This window comes from bacterium (assembly GCA_017744355.1).
GTDB lineage: Bacteria > Cyanobacteriota > Sericytochromatia > S15B-MN24 > UBA4093 > JAGIBK01.
On the sequence record JAGIBK010000002.1, the window covers coordinates 257,580 to 278,940 of the forward strand.

The 21,361-nt window shown below is 66.4% G+C and carries 14 protein-coding genes; 2 read left to right on the forward strand and 12 right to left on the reverse strand.

Annotated elements, in window-relative coordinates; genetic code table 11:
* Nucleotides 1–32 precede the first annotated feature (32 nt).
* The 4 genes from J7643_06720 to J7643_06735 all read right to left on the reverse strand — a co-directional run bounded on the left by J7643_06720 (nt 33) and on the right by J7643_06735 (nt 6,209).
* The gene (locus J7643_06720) at nt 33–2,288 is read right to left on the reverse strand and encodes a hypothetical protein (protein MBO9540268.1); all 2,256 of its coding nucleotides are present in this window, start codon (nt 2,286–2,288) and stop codon (nt 33–35) included.
* 9 nt (nt 2,289–2,297) lie between these two features.
* Entirely contained in the window at nt 2,298–3,857 is a 1,560-nt protein-coding gene (locus J7643_06725; protein MBO9540269.1) for an Ig-like domain-containing protein, read from the reverse strand.
* Nucleotides 3,858–3,970: 113 nt separating this feature from the next.
* Nucleotides 3,971–4,933: an HD domain-containing protein gene (locus J7643_06730; GenBank protein ID MBO9540270.1), complete on the reverse strand. Its 963-nt coding sequence runs from the start codon at nt 4,931–4,933 to the stop codon at nt 3,971–3,973.
* Between the two features lie 61 nt (nt 4,934–4,994).
* A complete protein-coding gene (locus tag J7643_06735) occupies nt 4,995–6,209 on the reverse strand; it encodes a bifunctional folylpolyglutamate synthase/dihydrofolate synthase (protein MBO9540271.1) in 1,215 nt (404 codons plus the stop codon).
* A gap of 87 nt (nt 6,210–6,296) precedes the next feature.
* Here J7643_06735 and J7643_06740 point away from each other — a divergent pair, with 87 nt between their 5' ends.
* Nucleotides 6,297–7,739, forward strand: a complete 1,443-nt coding sequence (locus tag J7643_06740; GenBank protein ID MBO9540272.1) for a hypothetical protein — start codon at nt 6,297–6,299, stop codon at nt 7,737–7,739.
* Here J7643_06740 and J7643_06745 read toward each other — a convergent pair.
* From J7643_06745 to J7643_06765, 5 genes are read right to left on the reverse strand one after another with little or no spacing between them, the layout of a single operon-like run.
* Nucleotides 7,697–9,736, reverse strand: a complete 2,040-nt coding sequence (locus J7643_06745; GenBank protein ID MBO9540273.1) for an ATP-dependent DNA helicase RecQ — start codon at nt 9,734–9,736, stop codon at nt 7,697–7,699. The two genes, J7643_06740 and J7643_06745, sit on opposite strands and share 43 nt — an antisense overlap.
* Nucleotides 9,737–9,775: 39 nt before the next feature.
* Nucleotides 9,776–11,410, reverse strand: coding sequence for an AMP-binding protein (locus tag J7643_06750; protein MBO9540274.1), 1,635 nt, complete (start codon nt 11,408–11,410; stop codon nt 9,776–9,778).
* Nucleotides 11,411–12,436 (reverse strand): hypothetical protein, encoded by a 1,026-nt coding sequence (locus J7643_06755; GenBank protein ID MBO9540275.1) that lies wholly within the window; start codon nt 12,434–12,436, stop codon nt 11,411–11,413. It abuts the gene before it with no gap.
* A 57-nt stretch (nt 12,437–12,493) separates the two neighbouring features.
* Entirely contained in the window at nt 12,494–15,175 is a 2,682-nt protein-coding gene (locus J7643_06760) for a phosphoenolpyruvate synthase (GenBank protein MBO9540276.1), read from the reverse strand.
* Nucleotides 15,176–15,187: 12 nt separating this feature from the next.
* Nucleotides 15,188–16,135, reverse strand: coding sequence for a hypothetical protein (locus J7643_06765; protein ID MBO9540277.1), 948 nt, complete (start codon nt 16,133–16,135; stop codon nt 15,188–15,190).
* 248 nt (nt 16,136–16,383) lie between these two features.
* Between J7643_06765 and J7643_06770 the strand changes: the two genes are divergently transcribed.
* Nucleotides 16,384–17,559, forward strand: coding sequence for a BtaA family protein (locus tag J7643_06770; GenBank protein ID MBO9540278.1), 1,176 nt, complete (start codon nt 16,384–16,386; stop codon nt 17,557–17,559).
* 10 nt (nt 17,560–17,569) lie between these two features.
* On the opposite strand, the gene J7643_06775 is transcribed toward J7643_06770, so the two are convergent.
* From J7643_06775 to J7643_06785, 3 genes are read right to left on the reverse strand one after another with little or no spacing between them, the layout of a single operon-like run.
* A complete protein-coding gene (locus J7643_06775; GenBank protein MBO9540279.1) occupies nt 17,570–17,749 on the reverse strand; it encodes a hypothetical protein in 180 nt (59 codons plus the stop codon).
* Nucleotides 17,746–18,072 (reverse strand): hypothetical protein, encoded by a 327-nt coding sequence (locus J7643_06780; protein MBO9540280.1) that lies wholly within the window; start codon nt 18,070–18,072, stop codon nt 17,746–17,748. The genes J7643_06775 and J7643_06780 overlap by 4 nt, the downstream gene beginning before the upstream one ends.
* On the reverse strand, nt 18,072–21,359 hold the full coding sequence (locus J7643_06785) for an IPT/TIG domain-containing protein (protein MBO9540281.1): 3,288 nt from the start codon (nt 21,357–21,359) through the stop codon (nt 18,072–18,074). Before J7643_06785 ends, J7643_06780 begins: the two co-directional genes overlap by 1 nt.
* Nucleotides 21,360–21,361 lie beyond the last annotated feature (2 nt).

A 21,361-nucleotide genomic window follows, 5' to 3' on the forward strand; every position in this document is an offset into this window, starting at 1 on the left:
GCGATTCGCGCCGGGGCTCTTGGCTTGCTGGGTTAGTGGTACTTGAGGCGTCTTGCGACCAGCTTCTTGGTGCTGCTGAGCCAGAAGGCCATCGCGCCTTCGTCGGTGGGGATGAGCATGGGGCTCGTGCCCAGGTTCGCGATCGGATAGGCAGGACCCTTGAAGGTGCCGTCGGCGGCGATGGCTCGGACCATGGGGCGAGGCTTCGCTTCGCCGTTGATGACCACGTTCTTGGTATAGGCCACCAGGAACTCCGTCCCGTTCCAGACGACCGACGTCGGATGGTCCTGGGGGTTGCCTATGACGGCCTGCGTGTCCACCTCGATCGCCGGGGTGTTCGTGCCGTTGAAGGGATCGGCCTTGCCGTAGCGGTAGGCTTTTACCTTGTTTTCGGTCGCATCGACGGCGACCGTCATGTAGTGGGAGGCATTCTCGGCCAAGGAGATGGCACGATGGTTGGACCGTGGGAAACCGGCGCCGTTGCGTTTGAAGCCCTTGTCATCGAACTCGAAGAACTCGTCGAAGAGACTGCCGGAGAGGCCCACGAAGTGAAACGCTACCGTGTAGCTCGACGACGGCGCGGGGGTGCTCACCGAGATGCCCATGTTGTCGACGGTGTTGTCGTTGAGGGCGACCTCGACCTCCTCCTTAGCGGCGTTGTCATACAGAATGATCGGAAGGGGCTGTCTCTTGACTTCGCTGATGGCGCCGTCACCAGCCACTTTCAGGATGGCGTAGTTGAAGCGGAGCTTGCTGTTGACCATTCCATAGTAGGTGACCATGAAGGTTTCGTTGGTGGCTGCCAGGTTCCCCAGGCGGAAGAACTGGTTGGCCGCAGCATTGTCGTAGGTCAAGGTCTGCTTGGGGGCCCCCGTCTGAAGGTCGACGGTGGTGAGCCCGAAGCCGTTCGTGAGGGTGTAGGCGACCATTGCCGTCTCGCCCTGCACCGCGACGCGCACCATGCGGATCGTGTCTCGGTAGAACGCTGGAACCGAGTGACGGGTGCCCGCGATGATGCCGTTACGGTTGAAGAGCTGCCAGTACACGCGGTCGTCGGCCTGGTCGTTCAGGTTGCCTCGGTCGAACCAGGCCCCGATGAAGCGATTCTCGTCGATCTTCGCGACCGAGAGGCCTCCGATGGGGTCGCTCGCAGGGGCCCCCAGGGGCGGCTCCGCGTTCATGTCGATGAAGATGCCGGCGGGAGGGCTCACGACCACCTTCCGGGTGGTCTCGACACTTCCGCTCTTCGCCGTGACCACGTCTTCGCCGAAGCCGCTGAAGCCACTGACGTTTGCCTGGTAAATTCCCGTTTTTCCGTTGATGGCGCCCACGGTGCCATTGGTGTTCGAGAACTTGGAGTTGATGCTCACGAGCACGCTGTCCGAGCTGTCGGTCCCGAAAGTGACGAACGGGAAGCTCTCCCCGAGCCAGCTGCGCACGATGCCATCGCCGCCGAAATCATCCAGGGCGATATCCGCACCGCCTTTGGCCGCGGTGAGGTTCAGGGTCTTTACCTCGTAGAAGGGCTCGGCCACGCTCTGCACACCGTTCACCCGCAGGCGGAGGTTTCCGCTGCCGGCTCCGGTTGGCACGGTGAAGCGAAGCGTGTTACCCGCATTCTCGCTCAACGCCGTGACCACCTTCCCGGAGGGGAAGATCACTTCCGAGAGCCCGCTCGCAGGCCAGGTCAGGTTCTGCCCGGCAAGGTAGAGCTCCGCGCCGGCACCCGCATGGTCCGTGCTGACGCTGAAGTCCGACTCGAGCGAGATGCCCGCGATCGAGGGGGCGTACGTGGCATCCAGAGGCAACGGGACCGAGGTCTTCTTGTTCCACTTGATCTCGATGCCGGTCTTGAAAGCGCTTGCGATGGGCTTGCCCACCAGGACGACCTTGCCGTTTTCGCCGTCGACCCCCTCGTGGGCCTCGACCTGTACCTGGTAGCCGACGCCTTCGTTGAGGAAGAATTCGCGGCGAGCCGCGTCGCTGCCGCCCTGGGCGGGGCGATCGATCTGCTCGCGCAGGATGATCTGGTCGTCGGCGTCTGCGATCGTGACGACCAGGGCTCGGGTCGTCTTGGGGATCACCTGGGCGTTGAAGCCCGGGCGGCTCAGCTCGGGCCACTTGATGGCGATCGCGAGGCTTCCCTTGCGCGCTTGCGGGTCCTGCTGGGCGGTCGCGCCCTGCGAGCCATCGCTCTGGGTGGTGCTCGGAAGCTGCAACAAGCCGGCGGGACGGCACCCGACCAGGAGGGTGAGGCTGATGAAGAATGCGACTTTCTGGATGTTCATCAGCGTCTCCTATTCGATGACCAGTTCGAGGCTGCCCTGGTGGACGACCGGGATGGTGATGCCCTGGGTGAGCGATGGGTTCGCGACGGAGCGTACCGTTACCGTGGCGTTACCTTCCGCGGCGCCGGGCTTGAGGGTGACCAGACCGTCGGGGCTTACCGTGAGGCGGGCGTCGCCCGTGGACCAGGTGACGGGATAGTTCTCCACGGCGCCGCCGCTGACGAGGGTCTTCGCCTGGAGCTGAACGCTGGTGCGCGTCGGATCCAGCGGCTGCTCGCCCACTGGGTAGGCAGCCAGGGTCGGAAGGGGGTTGGGGGTGACGGAGAGCCCTGTGAGCAGGCGCAGCAGCTCCACCGGCAGCATGGCTTCGACCTGACCCGAGGAGGCCTTGACCGTTACGGTCCCGAGGGCGAGGCCCTGGAGCCTGCCGTTCGCATCGACGGTGGCGAGCCAGGGCGCCACCGAGCTCCAGGTGACGCTCGCGTTGGGGATGATGGCGCCAGCTGCGTCGAGGGCGCGGACCACGTAGCGGCGCGTGAGGTTGTAGACCAGGTAGTCCTTGAGCGGGGCCGAGGCCGTCGCGTCCTTGGCGGCGTTTTCCTGGGGCTGGGGGAAGATATCGAGCGTCTTGATGACCTTGAAGGTCTTCGTGTTGCTGTCGAAGCCCGCCGACTTGACCAGCACCTGGGCGGTGGTCGTCGAAAGCTCCGGCACCTTCACCTTGAGCGCGGTGTCTGACTCTTCGATCACCTGGCCCTGGATGCCGTTGAAGAGGACCTGGGGCTTCTTGCCGAGCGAGACCGAGAAGTCCTTGCCGGTGATGGTGATGAGCTGGTCGACCCCGCCGTTATCGGGCGAAAGGGCCGTGACCTGGGGGACCTTGAAGCCGAGGACGATCTCGGGCGCACGGATCACCTGCTTGGAGGTGACCGAAACCCTCGGGGCCTCGCCGCGGCCCATGTCGGAGTGCATGCCGACGACGCGGAACTCGCCGGGGGGCACGTTGGGAATCTCGTAGTTGCCGGCATCGTCCGCCTTGGCCACGTAGCCGGTGCCGGGAATGAAGACGTCCACGCCGAGCATGTTCTTGCCCGGAGTTTCCGTCTTGACCGTGCCCACGATGCGGCCGGTGTAGGCGAGCTTCAGGTCAACCTTGGACGAGCTGCTGGAGACACCCATGGTGATGGCCTTGATGTCGTCCTGTAGGATGGCCTCGATGTTCAGGTCGAGGCCTTGCGGGTTGCTCAGGACGAAGTTGCCCTTGCTGTCCGTCTTGGTTTGGAAGGAGTCGCCGGCGAGCGTGCGGTAGCCCGAGGCGTTGTTGCTGATGATGCCCGCCGCGTTGTTGCTGACCAGGTAGCCCTTGACCTGGACGTTGGCGGCCGGCTTGCCCGCGAGGTCGAGGACGCGGCCGGAGAACTTGGCGCTCGTCGAGCCGGTACCCGGGATCTGGCCGATCCCGTTGCTCCCGCTGTTTCCATCGTCGTTCTTGGCGGTGGTGAGCAGGGCGTCACAGCCGACGGTGGCCAGGGCGGCTGCGACCATCAGCGAGAGCATGGTCTTCTTCACGGTGATTCCCTCACTCCAAAACGCTGGACGCGCGCGGGCCTTAGGCGAATGTTCGCTTGCTGTTATTATGCCCAGCGAGGGATTTTTTATGGCATGGCGGTGCTCGGACGCTCCTAGTGGCGGTAGCCTTCGATGTAGGGGATCGCCGGGTTGCCTAGCACCATGCGGTTGAGACTCTTGGCGTAGCCCAGGCGGGTATCTGGGAATTCCTCGCCCGTGCGCTTCACCTGGAAGAGGTGCGCGTCCACCGTGTCCGCATGATGGACGATGAAGGCCTCGGCCGTGCGCGGCTCGACCGGCGAGCCGTACTCCAGCCGACCCTGATGGCTGAGGATCACGTGCAGGAGGTTGGTGGCCTTGTCGGTGGGGATGTCGCCTTGCTCGGCGATCGCCCGGCGGACCATGGCGTAGCCGAGGGCCACGTGCCCGATCAGGTTGCCGACCTCGGTGAAGCCGATCTCGTCGGCGTCGAAGGCGTACTCCTCGATCTTGCCGACGTCGTGCAGGAGGGCCCCCGCGATGACCACGTCGCGGTCGAGCCCGTCCTCGGCGAGGCACAGCCCCAGCGCACGGCGCACGACCGTGAGGTTGTGCTCGAGCAGACCGTTCAGGAATGGGTGATGGTGGGTCTTGGCGGCGGGCGCTCGCTGGTAGGCCTCGGCGGTGACGGGGTCTTCGAGCAAGAGGCGCTCGAGCATCGCGCGCAGGCCCGGGTCTTCGACCGAGGAGATGACCTCGCGCAACTCGGCGACCATCTCGGCGAGGGGCCGGCGGGAGATGGGCAGGAATTGCTCGGGCGGGAACTGCTCGCGCGGCAGGACCTCGTAGCGCGCGACGACGAACTGCGGCGCGTCCTTGTGCAGCTTCACCTCGCCACTCAGGCGCACGTAGTCGCCGTTCTTGAAGTCGATGCGCCCCGTCCAGATGACGCAGGCGATCGCCCCTTGGGCGTTGGTGGCCCGGAAGATGTGGAAGCCGCTGTCGGAGTCTTTCTTCTTGAACTCGCGCAGCTGCGTCACGCGGGCGACGTAGTCGGTCGGGCGATCGCCGATCTTGGGCAGGGTCGGGGCGGACAAGGCGGGCCTCCTCGGCAGGATGGAGCGGGAAGCCTCGATCCTACCATGGCTTTTGCCTGGTTCAGGCCTCGATGACGCGCCCGAGTCCGGCACAGACGGCGCCGACAAGGTACAGCGATCCCGCCACCAAGATAGGGCGGCCGAGCGCCAGGCGACGCGCGAGCGCGAGCGCTTCTTGCCAGTCGGGTTCGAGGTGCAGGTCCGGATGGGCGGGCAGCGCCGAGAGAGTGGTGGGATCGAGCCCCCGAGGGCTCGGCGGGGTCGTGAGGATGATGGTCTCGGCATGGGGGGCAAGCGCCCGGATCATGGGGCCAGGGTCCTTGTCCGCGAGCACGCCCATGAGGATCACCCGGCCTCCGGGCTCGGGGGAGGCCGCCAGGGCGTGGGCGAGGGCCTCGATGCCGTCCGGGTTGTGGGCGCCGTCGAAGACGAACTGCTCGCCTTCAGCCGAGTGCCAGCTTTCGAGGCGCCCCGGCCATCGCGCGGCCTTGAAGCCTTCGCGCAGGGCGGCATCGCTCACTGCCCAACCCGCTGCTCGAAGCGCCTGAACGGCTTCGAGGACAAGAGCGGCGTTCAGAGTCTGGTGGTCGCCCGCCAGCCCCAGCTCGTAGCCCTGGAGCCCCTCGGTCACCTGGCGAAGCGGCACCGACAAGTCCTGGGCGATCGCGCGGATCGCTTCGAACGCCGAGTCGGTCGCGCCGGTGAGGGCCGGGACGCCGGCCTTGAGGATGCCCGCCTTCTCCCGGGCGATCGCCTCGGGGGTATCGCCCAAGAGCGCCGTGTGGTCGAGGGCGATCCGGGTGATGACGCAGAGTTCCGGTTGCTCGACGACGTTGGTCGCATCGAGCCGACCGCCCAGACCGACCTCCAGGAGGACCAGGTCCGGAGCTTGCTCGGCGAACCAAAGGAAGGCGGCAGCGGTGATCAGCTCGAACTCGGTGACGGGCCCGAGCACGGGATCCAGCGCGGCGGCGGCGCCCTGGACGGCTTCGAGCGCGCGATCGAGCGAGGCGTCGTCGATGAAGGCGCCGTCGAGCCAGATGCGCTCGCAGTACGAGACCAGGTGAGGGCTGTTGTAGCGGCCGACGCGATAGCCGGCATGTTTGAGGATGCTGCTCAAGAAGGCGCAGACCGAGCCTTTACCGTTCGTGCCGGCGACGTGCACCACCTTGAGGCGCGCGTGGGGACGTTCGAGGCGATCGAGAAGGGCGGTGATGCGCTCAAGGCCGGGGCGGATGCCGTGTTGGAGCGCGTCGCTGAGGATGGATGAGGTCATGGGCACCTGCGAGCGAGGGGAAATGATGCCCCCTATTAAACCATGGGGTGTATTGTTTCGATTTTGAACCGGCCGTAAACTGGTCTTATGCGCTTATCATCACGCCCCGAGATTTCCGAAGCAGAGCTGGACGAAGCGCTGGACCGCATCATCCTTGCCGCCCTGGCCCCTGTTTCGGCGGGGCTGGCGCTGCTGATGATCGCGCTGGCCTTCGTCAAGCCCATCGCGTTCGCCGCGGCGGATGCCGAGCGTGTCCACTTGCTCGCCAACCTCCAGCTCGGCCTGGGCCTGCTCTTCTCGCTCATCGCGTTCGCGCTCTCGCGGCTGCGCCTGCCCGCCCGCATGGCCCACCCCGTCGTCTTCGGGCTACTCGCCTCGGTGCTCGCGCTCACCGTGGCCCACATGGTCTTGCTAAGCAGGCCGCTGCAGAGCGTCACCTTCATGATCTGCGCGTTCAGCATGGGCTTTCTGTTGCTCTCGATCCCCTGGTTCGTCCTGTCCCTGCTGGCCATTGCTGCTGCCTGGGTGACGGGGATCAGCTTCTCGACGGTGGCGCCGCCCTTCACGCCGGCCCCCTTGTGGGTGGAGTTCGGCCTTCACCTCGTTCAGGCGTTCGTGCTCGCGTCGATGGGTTTCGGGATCAGACGATGGACCTACCGTCGCCTCGAGGTCCTGAGGCTGCGCGACCAGCGCCACGTGGCGGACCTGGAGGCGGCCATGCGCGAGATCGAGGAGAGCCACGAGAAACTCAAGGAGCTCGATCGCCTCAAGACCGACTTCGTCAACGCCGTGAGCCACGAGCTGCGCACTCCCCTGACCTCGATCATCGGCTTTGCCGAGCTGCTCGAAGACCACGTGGGTGGCGCCCTCTCGAAGGAACAGCTCGACTTCGTGCATCAGATTCAGATGGGAAGCAGCCGACTCGACGGCCTGGTCAACGATCTCCTCGACTGCGCGCGCATCGACGCCGGGACCTTCCGGCTCAAGTTCGATTACGCGGATCTCGGGGCGAAGATTCGCGAGATCGTCGATAGCCTCCTGCCGCAAGGGGAGGCTTCGCGCCTCGCGTTCAGCGTCACGCTGCCCTCAGAGCCCGTCATGCTCTGGATGGATTCTCAGCGGATCGGTCAGGTGCTCCTCAATCTCCTCTCCAATGCGGTCAAGTTCACGCCGGTAGGCGGCCGCGTCACGGTCCAGGTCCGGTGCGAGGAGGGGATGGTGCGCTGCGAGATCACGGACTCGGGCACCGGCATCCCCGAGCAGGATTTGCCAAAGCTGTTCCAGCGCTTCTCTCAGCTGGACGACGGGCGGCGCCTGGGACAGGGCACGGGGCTTGGCTTGAGCATCTCCAAGGCGCTCATCGAAGCGCACGGGGGCACGATCGGCGTTCGTTCCCAATCAGGAGCAGGCAGCACCTTCTACTTCTCGCTGCCCATGGCGCAGCCGGCCGCGCTCTTGCCCGAGGCGGAGGCCGTCGTGCGGGCGGATCAGCCCGCGCCGCTCGTGGCGAGTGATACCGAGGGGGACTGAGCGGCGGCCAGGGCCGCGAGCATGGTGGCGCCCCACTGACGGCACTTGTCCTCGCCGATCCCCTTGATGGCCGCGAGGGCTTCGAGGGTTTCAGGGCCAGCGGCCGCCACCGCATCGAGTACCCGATCGTGCACGATGCAGTAAGGAGGCAGTCCCTTGTCCTTGGCGATGCCGGCGCGGGCCTCGCGCAGGGCCGCAAGCAGGATGGGATCGCCTTGGGGGGCCGCCACCTTGGCGACCGGGGCGATCTTGGCGACGACCCGGACCGGGGCCTTCTTCACCGGCAGGGACTGTGCGCCGGGGGCTTCGAGGCAGCGATCGCAGGCGCCGCAGCGCGAGGGGGCCGTCTCTCCGAAGTAGTCGAGGATGTAGGCGCGCCGGCAGTCGGTGGTGTAGGCGTAGTTGATCATGGCGTCGAGCTTCTTGATCTCGCGCGCCTGCTTGCCGATCAGGTAGTTGACGTCCAGCTTGAGGGAAGCGAAGTCCTCGGCCCGCTTGATGAGCCGGATGGCGCGACCGCGCTGGGGTGGGGTGTAGGCGATGAGGCCGCGCTCGTTGAGCCCGTTGAGAGCGGCGAGCACCGATTCTCGGCTCTCGCCCACGTAGGTGACGAACTGGTTGAGGTCCAAAGCGACCCCCGCGTCCAGCTCGTCGCGCAGGACGGCCTTGAGGGCGCCGTAGACGAGCTTCTGCATCTTGGCACGGCCGTCGATGGGCATCAGGTCGTTGGCGTGGCGGACGTAGGCGTGGTTGGCGCCGCGCGGCGCGCGGGCGATGACCCCGTTGCGTTCGAGCAGGTTGAGGCAGGTGCCGATGGCCATGTCGTTGACCTTGCCCGGCATGGCGCGGCCGATGGCCTCGTGGGTCATGACGAACTCGTCCGGCCCCTGGTCGCAGAGCACCTGGTAGACGTCCGAGAGGGTCGAGACGCTGGGGCAGCTGCCCTCGATGAAGAATTCCTGGAGGTAGCGATCTGCGGGCGAGAAGAGTAGCACGCAGTACGAGGCCTTCTGGTCGCGGCCCGCGCGGCCTGCCTCCTGGTAGTAGGCCTCGACGGTACCGGGCAGGTCGTGGTGGATGACGAAGCGCACGTTGGGCTTGTCCACGCCCATCCCGAAGGCGTTGGTCGCCACCACCACCCGCGCCTTGCCCTGCATCCAGGCGTCCTGCGCCTGGTCGCGCTCCATGTCGTGCAGGCCCGCGTGGTAGGCGACGGCCGAAACCCCGGCGGCCTCCAGGTGCTCGGCGATCGCTTCCACGTTCTTGCGGGTCGAGGCGTAGACGATGCCCGAGCCCTTGGTCTTCTGGGCGATTTCGAGGACCTTGGAGAGCTTGGCGGCCTCGCCGCTGACCGGGCGCACCACGTAGCGTAGGTTCGGACGGTCGAAGCCCGTCACGAACACGGCCGGGTCCTTGATCCCCAGTTGCTTGACGATGTCCTCGCGCACCTCGGGGGTGGCGGTCGCCGTAGCGGCGAGCACCGGGGGGCGGCCGATCTTGTTCAGGGCCTCGCGCAGCCGCAGGAAGTCGGGCCTGAAGTCGTGACCCCACTGAGAAACGCAGTGCGCCTCGTCCACCGCGAGGCGCGCGATGGTGACCCCCTGGATCGCCTCCATGAAGGCGCGGTTCTTGAAGCGCTCGGGAGCGATGTAGACGAGCTTGTACTTGCCGGCGGCGAGCGAGGCGAGGCGGTACTCGGCCTCGTCAGGCTCCAGGCTGCTGTTGATGAAGGTGGCGGGGATGCCCTTTTCGAGGAGGGCGTCCACCTGGTCCTTCATCAGGGCGATGAGGGGCGAAACGACCAGCGTCGTGCCCTCGAGCATCAGGGCGGGCAGCTGGTAGCAGATGGATTTGCCGTTGCCGGTCGGCATGATGGCGACGGTGTCGCGACCCGCAAGCATCGCCTCGACCACGCCTTGCTGGCCGGGGCGGAAGGTCGAGTGACCGAAATGCCGCAGGAGTGCGGCTTCGGCAGGACTTGGCGCGGGGTCGAACATAACCCCAGTCTACTTGCCCGAAGCCTCGCCGAGCAAGCCCTAGCCCAGCATTCGTCGCAGCTTGGCGTGGTCGATCTTGGCGTTGTGGCGCGGGTCGAGGGGCATGCGCCGGATGAAGCGGACCTCGTCCACCGGCGCGCCACGGCCTGTCATGTGCGCGAGCAGGGCCTCTTTCCAGGTGCGGTGCTGCCACCACTGGCCGGGCGCGTGAGGGGCGACGACGAGTATCGCCCGCGCGCCGGGCCGCTCGATGAGCGCCGCATGCCGGACGAAGGGCAGTTGCCGGGCGATCGCCTCGACCTGCAAGGGGTAGAGGGTGCGATCGCCGTGCTGCACGGCGTTGTTCACGCGGCCCACTACCCAGAGGCGCTCCTGCACGTCGAAGTAGGCCAGATCCCCCATCCGATGCCAGAGGGTGCCGTGGGGGTCGCGGATCTTGTTGGCGAGGACCGCTTCGGGGTTGCGGTAGTAGTCCTTGCCCACGTGCTCGCCCGTGACCACCAGCTCCCCGACCTCGCCCGTCCCGAGCTCGATTGCTTCCCACCCCTGAGGGCCGAGCGCGACGGGGCCGTCGATCCGGCGGATGATCTTGGCCGAGATGCCGTGCGCGAGGCGCCCCACGCAGGTCCCGTGCCCCGCCTCGGCGAGCGCGTCGGTCTCGTCGCAGGCCTCGGCGGCCTCAATCAGCGCGACCGGCTCGGCTTCGGTCGAGCCGTAGCCCACGTACGCCGAGCCGTTCGGCAGCACCTTGCGCAGCTTGCCGAGCAGGCCGGGCGGCACCGGCCCGCCGCCGGTGAAGACCGCGCGCACCGTATCGAGCGAGAGGCCGTGCGCCAGGCAGTGGTCCGCGATGGGGGCGAAGTAAGCAGGCGAGCCGACGGCGGTCGTGACGCCCCAGTCTTGGATCTGGCGGATGATGACGCGCGGGTCGATGGCCGAGGGCTTGGACGGCTTCATTCGCGGCACCACGCTCGTGACGCCCGAAGCGAGGTTGTTGAGGATGAAGATGGGCAAGGCCGGCAGGTCCACGTCCTCGGGCGTGAGCCCCAGCTCGCGCGAGAGGGCCTGGTGCTGGGCCACGAGGAAGCCGTGGGTGCGGTTCGCCCCCTTGGGGGTGCCGGTGCTGCCGGTGGTGAAGGTGATGAGGGCGGTGTCGTCGGGCTGGACCGCAGCGGTCTCGACGGCGGGGGCCGTCGCTTCGATGAGCTGCTCGAGTTGCAATTCACCAAAGCGCGCGGGGCCCCGGGCCGTGAGGCGGATGGGGATGTCCTTGAGCGCACCGGTTGCGCGCCCCAAGAGCTGGATGAGCGGTACGCCCGCGAAGGCCTTGGGCGAGGTGAGCGCGATGCAGCGCTTGATCTGGTCGAGTCCCACCCAGGGGTCGATGAAGACGATGGGGGCCGCGAGCTTCAAGAGCGCGAGCAGCAGCGAGTAGAGCTCGAGGCTCATGGGGATCATGACGACCACGGCATCGCCGCGCCCGATGCCGCGCGCGGCGAGGGAGGCGGCAAGGCGGTTCACCCGGTCCTCGAGCTGTTCGAAGCTCAGCTGCTGGTAGTCGATCGTGCCGCTCGGGCTGACGTTGCGAGGGAAGACCAGGGCGGGCTTGGTCGGAGAGACGCTCGCCCAGTGGCTGAGGTAGCGGATGACGTTGTCGTGCGTAGCTAAAGTCATCTAGATGCGCTTGCTCTTGCCCTTTTCGACGTGGTTGAGCAGGGTACGGATCTGGTCCACCAGGTCCTGGCGCTTGAGCTGCTTGAAGGTGCGCTGAGCGGCGAGCAGGTGCTCGGTGGCTTCCTTGCCGCGCTGGTTGGCCACCAGGAAAGTGGCCAAGTCGAGCGAAGCCGCCCCCTGCGCCCACGGGTCGGTGCCGCTGCGGGCGACCTTCAGGGCCTCCTTGAAGCGGGCCTCGCCGACCTTCAGGTCCTTGCGATCGACGGCGAGCATCGCGAGCAGGCGCAAAGCGCCTTGCTCCGAGGCTTTGCTCTTGACGCTGCGGGCCATGGTGAGGGCTTCCTGGGCCGTTTTCTCCGCTTGATCCGCCTGCTTCATGTCCCGTTCGACGTCCGCCACGCGCAGCTTGATCTTGACCGCGGTGTAGGTCTCGCCACGCGAAAGGGTGCGCTCGAGCGCCGTCGCGAGGCGCGCATAGCCCGCTTCGAACTGCTCCAGCTCGCACTCGGCAGAGCCCAGGTCGTAGGTGACGGCATCCAAGAGCTGCGGGTCGTCCACCGTCTCGGCGATGGGGAGCGCCTCACGGTAGTAATTCGCCGCAAGCCGGATTTTGCCCTCCCGCTCGGCCATGATCCCCAGGTCGTTCAAGGCGTTGGCGTAGCTGCGGCGATCGCCGTAGAGCTGGGCGAGGCCCAGGCCGTTGAGGAGGTACTTGCGGGCCTCACGGTCGTTTTCCGAGCCCATCATGGCCTCGCCGCTCATGAGGAGCGCTTCGGGCAAGAGGGCGTGCAGGCCGCTCGCGCGGACGGCCGCCAGGCAAGCCTTGGCGAGCCGCATGGCTTCTTGCTGGTCGTCGCGGTCCATGGCCGCCTGGACTGCGCGGAAGCCGGCCTTGATCTCGGCCTCGCTCTGGCCGATGGCCTGCACCGGCGGCTTGCTCGTCACGGCGGCGGGGGCGGCGAGCGCCCCAGGTGCCGCGAAGGCGAACGCGAGGGCGAGGGCCAGAAGGGCCGGGCGAATTCGCATGAAGGAGCCTTTCTGCGTGAGCGGGGAGGGCATGGATTCTATACCCTTGATTTTCTGTTAAAGACGAACGGTTCCTTGACGGGCGTCCATCTCGACCACCTGGCCGTCCTGGACCCGACGGGTGAGGCCCTTGATGCCCACGATGGTGGGCAGCCCCAGCTCGCGGGCCACGATGGCCGAGTGGCTCAGGATGCTGCCGCGCTCGATGAGCAGGCCGGAGGCCGCCGGGTAGAGGGGGACCCAGCCCGGATCGGTGCGCTCGGCGACGAGGATCTCGCCGTTGAGGCGCATGTCGTCCTCGGGCGAGCGGATGACCCGCACCTTCTCCTTGACCACGCCGGGGCAGCAGCTGATGCCCTTGAGCACGTTGGGATCGCTCTCGCCCTGGTCTTCGGGCTGCTCGCCGACGAAGTGGTTGGCGAAGTGGACCGTCCCGTAGCTCTTGAAGCGGTCGTCGATCTCCTCGGCGCGGTAGCGGGCGAATTCCTCCTTGCGCAGGGCGGCGAGGCCCCTGAGGTTGGTGCTGGTCGCCGTGCCCTGGATGAAGCCCCAGATCTCGTCGAGGTTGAGGTAGAACACGTCCTGGGCGTCGTCGAGCAGGTCCCAGCCGGCGAAGGTGCGCCCGATGGACTGGAACATGTCGCGCAGCAGGCCGAAGATCTTGGTGCGCGCAAAGCGCATGTTCTCGCGGTTCTTCACGTGCCGGCGAGCGTTCATGAGCACCCAGTTGAAGAAGGCGTGCTTGAGCGGATTGCCTCCGAGCTTCTGGCGGACCAGGGTCTCGGCCTCGGTGCGGATCCGCTTCTCGTTGGCCTCCATCGCCGCGATGTCCAGGCTGGGCATCTTGAGGTAGTTCTTCACCATGGCGAAGACGAAGCTCGGGTCTTCTTTGAGGTTCTTCTCTTCGAGCTTCAGCTCGTTCATGCAGCGGTAGCCGTACTTGTCCAGGAAGTCCTGGACCTGAGCCCGCATCGTGGGGAAGCGGTCGTCTTGCTGGAGCAAGCCCCAGATCTCGCGCTCGTGGTTGGACTCGAAGAAGGCGCGCAGGGCCTCGTCGGCACGGGCGGCGAGCGCCATGCGCATGATGGCCTTGGTGGGCTCGGTGGATTCGATCTCGCCCTCGCCACACAAAAGGTCGTTCTGGAGCGAGCCCGTCTCGTCGCCGCACCAGCCCACGCACAGCTTCTTGAGAACCCCGTAGAAGACCATGGCTGAGATGTCGGTCAGGATGGGGGCCTTCCACTGCCAGAGCAGCTTCTGTTCGAGGTCATGGAAGGCCACCTTGATCTCGTCAGGGCGCATGGCCTTCCAGTCGTAGGTCTTGTAGTGCGCGTAGGCACGCTCGAAGTTGCCCTGGAACCACGCGACGCTCTTGTCGATCCGGCGGTAGTTGTCGAGTAGCCGCCAGCAGACGTACAGCAGCTTGGGCAGCTCCGAGTAGTTCTTCTCGCCCTTCTGATAGTCGGCCTTCTCCTTGACCCCCATCATCTGGTCCATGAAGCCCTTGTTGTAGTTGAAGCCGGGCAACAGGGAGGTCATCTGGTACCAGTTGCCGAGGTTGTAGAAGACCCGGCCGCGCACCAGGCCGAGCAGGTTGCGGTAGGTCTGCTCGTTGGCCTTGATGGTCTCCTCGGGGATGCCGAGCACCGCCGAGACCTGGTTGTAGACGATGTTGTAGGCGTGAGAGGCAAAGGAGAAGGTCAAGGGCGAGGTCACCCCCGAGTAGCTCTCGGTGATGTTCGAGTTGTCCCAGATGATCTCCTTGCCGACGGTCGTCTGGGGCACCTTGAGGTTGGTGATGGGCCGGGCCTGGAGGATGTAGATCCGGTCGTTCGCGATCGCCCACTCGATGTCCTGGGGCTTGCCGAAGTGGGCTTCGACCTTCATGCCCCAGTTGGCGAGGGCCTGGGCCTGCTCATCGGTCAGGCACGGGATGTCTTGTTGCTCTGCTGCGACGTTGGCTTCGTAGGTCCCATGGCCGCGCCGCGAGGCGAAAGCGATCTTCTTGGGCTTGTTTACGGTCTCGGTGGTGAGGTGCTTTGTCTTCTTGTTGACAGTGAACGAGTCGGTGTCGAGCGCCCCCGACACGATGCCCTCGCCCAGGCCGTAGGTGCCGTTGATGACCACCGTGTCGCGATCGCCCGTGAGCGGGTCGGCCGTGAACATGACCCCCGAGACGTCGGCAGGCACCATCTCCTGGACGATGACGGCGACTTCGGCCTTCACCGGGTCCAGGCCCTTGAGGTGGCGATAGGCGATCGCCCGCTCCGAGTAGGCGGAGGCCCAGCAGCGCTTGATGCTCTTGAGGACGGCCTCGGTGCCCTTCACGAACAGGAAGGAGTCCATCTGACCAGCGAACGAGTCCTTGGCGCCGTCTTCGCCGACCGCCGACGAACGCACCGCCACGTAGGTCTCGGGCGCGAACTGGTCTTTGTAGGCGCGCTTGAGCTCGCGGGTCATGGCCTCCGGGATCTCGCTGGAGTCGAAGAGGCGCCGGATGGTCTCGCTCGCGGTCCTGGCCGCGTCGGGCTTCTCGAAGTCGAGGCCCGCGACCAGGGTCCGGATGACGGCTTCGAGGCCGGAGGCTGCCATGAAGCGTTTGAACATGCTCGTTGGCACGATGGCCCAGGGGGGCACGGGCAGCCCTTGGGCGCTCAGCGCCCGGAGGTTGAGGGCCTTGCCGCCCAGCTCGTGAGCGTCGAGGGAGTGCAGCGCGTTTGCTTTAGCGTCTTGTGTCATGGTGAGGTCTCTCTAGAAGGCGAAGCCGATGCCGCGGCCCGCAGCGGAGCCGATCGCGATCGCCACGTAGCACAGCAGCATCAGAACCGCGGCCCAGTTGTCGAGGCCCTTGGCCCCCTTGGGAGTCGGCTTGAGCCAGAATTTCACGAAACCGAAGGTCGAAACCAGCATGCCGAGCCCGAGCAGCCCATAGGCGACGGGTCCGAAGCCGACCTTGAGGCCGAGGAAAAGGGCGCATCCCGCACCGAAGGCAAGGCTCGAGAACGCCATCAGGGCAGCCAACGCAGGGCCGAAATGCTTGGAGTAAGAGTCAGCCAGAGGCTGTTCGTCCACCGGCATGCGGATCTTGCGCGACATCTCCCAGCCGAGGCCGGTGCCTGCGCCCATGCCGAGCTGCAACCAGAAGAGCGGGTGCCACGCGGCGCCCACCTGGGTGGCTGACAGCATGAAAACATACACGCAAAGCAAAGGCGTGATGACCTGATGGGTCAACGCGTAGAGGACGATGTGCTTGTTCAACCACTCTCCGACGAAAAATTCCTTGTACATCAGGAGCGCGTAAATGATGACAAGCACGTAAGATGCGATCGTGGGAATGCCCATCGGTAGATTGAGCAACAAGAGCGCACCCGCGACCGTCCAGCCCATGACCTTCAACTCGGACAGGGGCATGATCCCGCGGGAGACGACCCGATCCGGGTGTGCCACCACGTCGCGGGCGTAGTCCTTGAACTCGTCGAAGACGCGCAGCAGGAAAAAGGTGAGCAGCACCGCCGCCATCCCTGCGATCGCGCGCCAGCCGAAGCGGGCCGCCCCTGCATGGGCCAGCCGCTCGGCCAGCAAGTAGTTGCTCAGGAAGAAGGCGCAGACCACGACCAGGTGGGTGCTCAGCGGAAAGCGCTCGTCGAGGTAGAGCTTGAGGCGCGCGGGAAAGGGAAGGGCTGGAGCGTTGGTTGCCATGCGTTCTCCTTGGCGACGGGACGATGAGCGTCCTACCAGGCGATGGATGATCAAAAAAGCCTGGTGTCTTCAGAGGCTCTTGCTCTTCGTACCCAGCAAGCCCCGATCGCTAAGCCTTTCGCTTCATCTCCAGCCCCCTCGCCAGGGGTGCATGGCTTGCTGGCATCAAGCGCTCAACGCTCAAGGTTGAGAAGCCTTGCTCGCGTGGTAAAAGGGGGAAGTCGCCCTCTCTCATTCTGGAGCTGCGCATGACGGCAGGTTTGACCAATCCAACTCTCGTGGCGGGCCAACAAGAGCGGGCGATCGAGGATCACGCCCTGCGCAGCGAGGTGGCAGGGCGCCCTTTCTTCCGGGCCATTGGCTACAGCAACTGCTGGGAGGACCCGGCCATCCTCCAGGAGGCCTTGCAGGTTCAGCCGGGTGACGTCTGCTTCTCGATTACCTCGGGGGGCTGCAACACCCTCAGCCTGCTCTTGCACGATCCGGCCCGGGTGGTCGCCCTGGACTTCAACCCCAGCCAGAACCATCTGCTGCGCTTCAAGATCGCTGCCTTCAAAGGCCTGGAGCACGGTGAGCTTCTCGAACTGATCGGGGTCCGTCCCTCCAGCCGCCGTCCGGAGCTGTACCAGCGGATCCGGCCGCTCTTGAGCGACGAGGCCCGCGCTTACTGGGATGCCAACCAGAAGCAGGTCGCTCGCGGCGTCCTGTACGCCGGTCGCCTCGAGCGCTACCTGCTCGCCTTCGGCGCGCTGATGCGCCTCATCTACGGCCGCAAGAAGCTGCGCGCCCTCTTCGACTGCGCGACTCTCGACGAGCAGCGGGCCTACTACGATCGCCACATCGACGGGCCCATCTGGCGCGGGATCTTCGACGTCTTCTTCAGCCGAGCGGTCATGACTCGGGCCAAGGACAAGGAGCACTTCCGGCTGGTCGACTTCGACGGCTTCGGCAAGATCTTCCGGGGCCGCGCCGCGCACGCTTTCACCGGGATCCCCATCCGGGACAACTACTTCCTGGCGCTCATCCTCCTGGGGAGCTACCTGGACGAGGAGGCGCTGCCCCCTTATCTGGCTGCCGAGAACTTCGCCGCCATGCGCGAGCGGGTGGAGCGAGTGGAGCTTGTCACCGGCGAGATCGAGCGCTACCTCTTGAGCGTGCCGGACGACACCTTCGACAAGTTCAACGTCTCCAACCTTTTCGACTGGATCAGCGAGCCCAACTTCGTGCGCCTGCACCAGGAGATCGTGCGGGTCGGCCGCAAGGGCGGTCGCATGGCCAACTGGAACACCCTCTTGGCCCGCGCCATCCCGGCGGAAAAGGTGCCCGAGATCGAGCGTCAGGCGGATGCCGCCCAAGGGCTTCTGAAGCGCGATCGCGCCTTCCTCTACGCCAACTTCGAGGTCGGCGTCATCCGCAAGGCCTGATCTTCCCCCTTCAATCGTCCACGATCCCGCCCGTGAGGTCCGAGGGCTTCGGGGTGGGGGTGGCGCTCTGTTGTGGGTTCGCCACCGTCCCGAAGTCGTCTTCGGCCGCGCAGCTCGTCGCGAGGATCGCAAGCGAGAGGCTGACGAGCGACAAGGCGATCAGACGGCGCGGGAAGTGGTGGTGGGTCATGGCTCCTCCAGGGGGATCGAGGCGGTGGCGAAGGGCGTCGGATCCGATCCCGGGGTGATCGTCGGTCCCGGGTGGCTCACCGGGATCGTGGGAGTGTAGGTTGGCTCGGGCGACGGGGTTGGCGTCGGAGTAGGGCGGGGCTTCGGACTTGGCGTCGGCGTCGGCGCGGGATCCGGGCTCGGCAGCGAGCCGGTGAGCCGCTCGGTGCCGCTGGGGGCTGCCGTCAGCGAGAGGAGCCCCTCGTCCTCATCCGGAGCGGCGCAGCCGACGAGCATCAGCAGCCCCGTCGCGCACGCCAAGGCAAGCGACCTTGCGCGCCCCATCAGAAGGAGGGCTCCATCAGCCCGTAGCGCAGGGCTTGTGCCGAGCCGCCGATGGGCATCTCGTAGATCACCGAGTTGGCCCCTACTCCCCAGAGCGTCGTGCCGCGGATGTCCAGCCCGTAGAGCGGGGTTCCGAGGCTCCAGAGGGAACTGTGGCTGCCGTCCGCGAGGACCTTGTAGACGTTGCCGTTCGCGCCTCCCACGTAGAGGTCGTGACCGGGGCTCGCGCCGTCGAGCGCCAGCGAGAAGGCGCGGCCGGTGGCGGTGATCAGGGTTTCCCGGTTGGTGCTCAGGTCGATCTTGAGCACGCCGCCGCCGCCGCGGTTATCCGGCGAGGCCACGTAGAGGGTGTTGCCGTCCAGCTCGAGCTCGCGCGTGGTGTTGAGCGAGTTCATGGTGCTCAGGCCGTTGTAGTTGTTCTCGGCGCGGTACAGGGCGAAGCTCGGGTCGAAGGCGATCTGCCTCAGGCGGGCCCAGCCGGTCATGTCGATGTAGTTCGAGCGAACGGGCGGAGTGGCGCTGCTCAGCTTGTAGGCATAGGTAGCGTTGGCGTAGGCGTAGAGGTTCCCGCTCGAATCCGTGTGGATGGTCGTGATAGAGCTCGGAAGGCCGCTGTAATGGTTCTGGTAGGCGCCCGAGAGGGTGTCCCCGGTCAGGCTGAACTTTTCGACCGAGGCGCTGTTCGCGAGGTAGAGGGTGCCCGTGCCCGAGCCGACGGCCCCCGTCCGGCGATAGGTGATCCCCCGGGTCCCGGCGGGGATGGCCCCCGAGAAGCCGGCATCCGGCCCGGTGGCAGTGTCGGGCGCCGAGATGCGTCGCAGCACCCCGTCCGCGTAGTCCGAGACGTAGAGCTTGCCGGTGTCGGAGAAGGCGAGGCCCCAGGGCCGGTTGAAGCCCGAGATCTCTTCCTTGGCATAGTCCGCGCTCTTCTTGAAGCGATAGATCTTGCCGATGCCCGAGACCACGACGTAGACGTTCCCCGCGCCGTCCACGGCCACGTAGCCCGGGTCGCTCGGGAACTGGGACGGGGCGAGAGGGCCCGCAAGCTGCCGGATCTGGCGCGAGGTGTTGCTCCCGTTGCCGGGGGCCGTGTAGGAGATCATGGTCAGGGTGCGGCCGTTCTGGCGCACCGCGTAGATCGTCTTGCTGCTGTCGATGGCCATGAAGTCGATCTGCTGCTCGTAGAGCGTGCGGCGCCGGGTCGGGCTACCGCCCGTGACGACGTCCAGGCCGTTCACGTCGCCGTTGGAGATGGGGCCCCACGAGGACGGGTAGCTCGGCGGGCGCGGCAGGGCCGGATCTTCCTCTTCGCCGAAGCGCCCCACGTAGAGCGGCCCCGTGAGGGTGGCGCCGCTCACAGCCTGATCCACGCCACCCGGATAGGTGAGGCCGCTTGCGACGGTGCTCAGTTGCCCGTCGCGCAGCGCGTACGAGACCGAGTGGGTGAAGGGGTGAGCGATGAACAGGCCGTTGCCCCGGAATTTCAGGGTCTGGGGGTTGGCGATCCCCGTGACGAAGCGCTTGAGGACCCCATTCACCACCTTGAGGACGGCGTTCCCTTGGCTGAGGGCGATGTAGAGGGTGCCGTCCAGCGGATCCACGGCGAGCCCCCGCGGGCTGCTGATCCCGTAGGCGTAGACGAGGGAGTCGCCCAAAGGCGAGACGCGGCGGATCAGGTTGTTGTCCGAGTCCGAGACGTACAGGTTGCCCTTTTCATCGAAGCAGAGGCTACCCGGCTTGTTGGTCATCAGGTGGGAGTACACCCCCCGGTCGGTACCGATCCGGTAGACCGCGTTGTTGACGCTGCTCGCCACGTAGACGTCGCCTGCCGAGTCGACGGCGAGCCCTCCTGGATCGCCGATCACCCCCCAGAGCGTCGCGGATGCCTTGCTGAGGGTGTTCGGCGAAAGCTTGTAGACCCCCCGGGCCTCCGAGACGTAGTAGTCGCCCGTATGGTCGAAGGCGATCGCGCGCGGCTTGTCGAAGCCCGTGACGGTGGCCTCGGGGGCGCCGCCCGTGCCGAGGCGTACGATGGTGCCGTTCTCCCGACTGGTGACGTAGAGCTTGCCGTTCGTGTCGAAGGCCAGAGCGCTCGGCGAGGCCACCGAGGCGAAGAGCGCGTGGGCGCCGGGGTTCGAGGGCGCAAGGCGGCGGATCTCGTTGCTGCCCTGCATGGCGACGTAGAGGAGGTTGTCCGGCCCCACGGCGACCTGGCTCGGGTTGGAGCCCGGCGAGAAGGTTTGCAGGGTCTTGACCTCGCCGCTGGCGTCGATCTCGGCCAGGGTGTCCCAGCTGGGGTTCGCCGCGTAGAGCTTGTCGTTCAGCAGCGCCCGGTGGCCGTCGTTGAAGCGCACGGTGAAGGTGGGGCCCGCCTGGAGGGTGTTGCCGATCTTCACCGTGACCGGCCCTGTACGGCTGCCGGGCAGGACCCTCGCGACGATGCGGGAGTCGGTGACGCTCTCGATAGCGGCGGGGGTGCCGTTGAACGCCACGCTCAGCGAGCCCGAGGCGAAGCCGTTGCCGTCGATGGTGACGAGGGTGTTGATGTTGCCAGCGGTGGGGGCGATCGTGCCGATGCCGAAGCCGATGAAGGCGTTGAGGAAGGTGCCGGTGTTGGTGTCGAAGGCCGTGTACTGGATGGGGTCCCGGTCCTCTTCGATCGCCTTTCCGACCAGATCGTAGGCTTGCGCGAACAGGGCGGGGGTGATCCCCCCGACGGCGGCGAAGGTGGCGGGCTCCAGGGCGCCCATGTAGGTGGAGTACGAGATGGCCTCGCCCGCTTGTGCCTTGAGGGCGATGATGGTGCTCAGGGCGGTGGTGCGGCGGGTGATCGAGGCCGTGAGGCTCGGGGCGGCGTTGAGCAGGCTCGCCCAGCCGTCCGCCTGGTAGATGACGACGTTGCGCAGGCGCGCGAGGTCCGCCCCGACCTGGTTGAACTCGCTGCCGGTGCCCCTCAAGCCTTTGAAGGCTTCGAGGTAATAGATGTGGCCCTCGGCCGGTTTGAAGCCCGTCCCGAAAGCCATGACGAAGCGCCCGTCGGCGTCCGAGACGGTGGTGCCGAGGGTGTTGCCGGTCTGGGCGTCGATGAGAGAGACGGTCGCGCCGCTCGCGATGTCGTCGAAGCTGGCCTGCACCCGACGTGGGGCGGATTCGACGCGGCCCGAGAGCGAGGCCGCGCCCTGGCGGCTGCTCGCGCCGTTCCAGGCGGCCGGGGACGAGGCGATGGGCGGCAGCTTGCAGCTGGCGACCAAGAGGGTCAAGGTGAGGACCAAAAGGCGTCGCAGCATCT

Bases quoted from the DNA above. Each gene is read 5' to 3' on its own strand.
- J7643_06720 (MBO9540268.1), bottom strand. From the start codon at position 2,288: ATGAACATCCAGAAAGTCGCATTCTTCATCAGCCTCACCCTCCTGGTC.
- J7643_06735 (MBO9540271.1), bottom strand. From the start codon at position 6,209: ATGACCTCATCCATCCTCAGCGACGCGCTCCAACACGGCATCCGCCCC.
- J7643_06740 (MBO9540272.1), top strand. From the start codon at position 6,297: ATGCGCTTATCATCACGCCCCGAGATTTCCGAAGCAGAGCTGGACGAA.
- J7643_06745 (MBO9540273.1), bottom strand. From the start codon at position 9,736: ATGTTCGACCCCGCGCCAAGTCCTGCCGAAGCCGCACTCCTGCGGCAT.
- J7643_06750 (MBO9540274.1), bottom strand. From the start codon at position 11,410: ATGACTTTAGCTACGCACGACAACGTCATCCGCTACCTCAGCCACTGG.
- J7643_06755 (MBO9540275.1), bottom strand. From the start codon at position 12,436: ATGCGAATTCGCCCGGCCCTTCTGGCCCTCGCCCTCGCGTTCGCCTTC.
- J7643_06760 (MBO9540276.1), bottom strand. From the start codon at position 15,175: ATGACACAAGACGCTAAAGCAAACGCGCTGCACTCCCTCGACGCTCAC.
- J7643_06765 (MBO9540277.1), bottom strand. From the start codon at position 16,135: ATGGCAACCAACGCTCCAGCCCTTCCCTTTCCCGCGCGCCTCAAGCTC.
- J7643_06770 (MBO9540278.1), top strand. From the start codon at position 16,384: ATGACGGCAGGTTTGACCAATCCAACTCTCGTGGCGGGCCAACAAGAG.
- J7643_06775 (MBO9540279.1), bottom strand. From the start codon at position 17,749: ATGACCCACCACCACTTCCCGCGCCGTCTGATCGCCTTGTCGCTCGTC.
- J7643_06780 (MBO9540280.1), bottom strand. From the start codon at position 18,072: ATGGGGCGCGCAAGGTCGCTTGCCTTGGCGTGCGCGACGGGGCTGCTG.
- J7643_06785 (MBO9540281.1), bottom strand. From the start codon at position 21,359: ATGCTGCGACGCCTTTTGGTCCTCACCTTGACCCTCTTGGTCGCCAGC.